We start from the raw sequence: 2,396 nt of genomic DNA, 5'->3' as shown, positions 1-2,396 counted from the left end.
CGTTCCTTCAGACCTGAAGTGTCGCAACCTCAGTCTGATCCGGTCACGCCGGATGAACAACCTCCTGAAAGCTCACAGCTAGAGCCTGCGTCGGAACTCGGAAGGGGTCAGCCCCACCTGCTTGCGAAATGCGGCGGCGAAGGATGAGGGCGTCTGATACCCGACGGTCAGAGCGATGTCGGTAACCGGCAGCGCGGGATCGGACAGCAACTGGCGCGCGCGGGCGATGCGCTGCCCCACCAGCCATTCATGCGGCGTGCGTCCTGTCGCCTGCCGGAAGGCCGTGCAGAAATGGAAGCGGCTGAGGTTCACCTGCGCCGCAAGCTCGTCGAGGCCGATCTCCTCCTCCAGATGCTCGCGGATATAACCTGTCACCTTCTTCACCTGCCAGTCGGCGAGCCCGCGGCGCGGTGCCTCGACGGTGAGCGCGCCAAAGGACGAATGCCCCCGCACGAGTTGGGTGCAGAGCAGGTCGAGCGCCTGTTCGACGAACAACCGCGATGACGGCTCTTCGACATCGGCCTCGCGCGCGAGCATTTCCATGACGCGCCCGGCGACGGGATCGGTGAAACCGACGCGGCCGATAAGCTCGATCGATTTGCCGTCGGTCAGTTGCTCGGCCACCGACTGCAGCCGCTCATCGGGCAGATAGACATGGCTGACCTCGATGGGACCCGCAATGTCCCAACGCCCGTCATGCCCATCGGGGATCACGGTAATTGTGCCCGCGCGCGTGCGTGCGGCGTGCCGCTCGCCTCCGGTGCGCCAGACGATATCCTGTTCGTCCGCGCCATAATAGGTCACGAGGACATGCGTCGCGAGACCTGGCAACGTGTCGTGCAGCTCGCCATGCGCCCAGCGACGGGTCAGCCGCGTGTGACCGCGCAGGATCTGTTCGGCGATCGCCGGTGGCGTATCAAGAATACGCCCCATTTCGCGCGCCGATTGGTCGGTAGGTCCGCCGTCGAGCAAGCCGTCGATGGGAGATCCGTTCGCAAAGGTTGCGCGCAATCCATCCAAGTCAGGAGCCTTTCAAAGGCGAGCCGTGTAGCCAGTGCGCGGGACTATAAGTGAAACCGCCGTTCCGCACCAGCGCATTGCCCGGGCGGGACATTACAAAATGGGAACCGGGAGGCGGCGGATCGCGCGCCTCCCGGCTTTCAAGGCTCAGACAGCCGTGGCGGCTTCAGTCGCGAAATCAGTCGAGATCGAAACCTCGCGCCACGCGTCGAGAATGGCTGCATCGGACTGATGCTTGGCCTCGATCGCGGCGACGGTGTCGCTGCCGAGCGGGAGCCGGACCGGTGGGTTCTCGGCGTCGACGAACTTGACGAGCACCTCGGCGAGCTTGTCGGGATCGCCGGGCTGGCCGTGGTTGAGGTCGACCGCGACCGAGCGGGCCGCGCCCGCGGTGCCGTTATAGTCGTCGATGCGGTTGAGGCTCACCGTCAGCGAGGAGGAATCGAGGAAGTCGGTCCGGAAATAGCCGGGTTCGACCACCGTCACATGGATCCCGAGCGGGGCGAGTTCGTGATGCAGCGCCTCGGACAGCCCTTCGACCGCGAACTTGGTCGAGCAATAGACGCCGAAGCCCGGGCCCGCACGATAGCCGCCGATCGACGAGATGTTGAGGATGCGTCCCGAGCGCCGTTCACGCATATAGGGGAGCACGGCGCGCGTCACTGCCAGCAGGCCGAAGACGTTGGTGCGATAGAGCGTCTCGACTTCCTCGGCCGTCGCTTCCTCGACCGCGCCGAGCAGACCGAAGCCCGCATTGTTGAGCAGCACGTCGATGCGGCCGAAACGCTCGAAGGCGCTCGCCGCGGCGGCGCGGGCCTGATCTTCATCGGTGACGTCGAGCGGGACCGCAAGCAGGTTGGGGTGCTCGCCAAGCGCCTTGATGACGGTGGCGGCGCTGCGTGCGGTGGCGACGACATTGTCGCCCTGCGCAAGCGCGAGCCGCGCGATCCGCAATCCGAAACCGCGCGATGCGCCAGTGATGAACCAGGTCTTCATGATGTGTCCTTCCTCATGCTTGGTTGACGAGGCCAGATTAGGGTTTGCAAGCGACCGGCGCCGTCGCGCGATTTCGCCCAATGTCGCAATCTTGCGATAGCCACCCGCACAGGTTGGCATGAGTAGACTCCCGCGCACGCGCGAGCGCGCAATCCTCTGATTACATGGAAAAATATCGCGCCGTTCTGCGATCGCAATATTGCGACAATCGCCGCAACGGTTCGACGGCAGCGCCGTTCCGTCGCGGCTAATTCTCTCTCATCGGACGCAATCGGGCGTCCATCACATGGGAGAATTGAAATGACCAAGACGATCCTCATCACGGGTGCTGCTGGCGGCTTCGGCAAGGGCGCAGCTATCGGGATGGCCCGCAACGGGCA

General features: G+C 64.5%; 2 protein-coding genes. Both read right to left on the bottom strand.

Translation table 11 applies throughout. The features are described from left to right. Positions 1-78: 78 nt before the first annotated feature. The gene (locus tag MKI88_RS21340; protein WP_241633562.1) at positions 79-933 is read right to left on the bottom strand and encodes an AraC family transcriptional regulator; all 855 of its coding nucleotides are present in this window, start codon (positions 931-933) and stop codon (positions 79-81) included. Between the two features lie 234 nt (positions 934-1,167). Further along, the gene (locus tag MKI88_RS21335; RefSeq protein WP_241633561.1) at positions 1,168-2,016 is read right to left on the bottom strand and encodes an oxidoreductase; all 849 of its coding nucleotides are present in this window, start codon (positions 2,014-2,016) and stop codon (positions 1,168-1,170) included. Positions 2,017-2,396 lie beyond the last annotated feature (380 nt).

The sequence above is a fragment of the Sphingomonas sp. LaA6.9 genome (genome assembly GCF_022601895.1).
In the GTDB taxonomy this organism is placed as follows: Bacteria; Pseudomonadota; Alphaproteobacteria; order Sphingomonadales; family Sphingomonadaceae; genus Sphingobium_A.
This window is presented reverse-complemented; position numbering and strand designations above follow the sequence as displayed.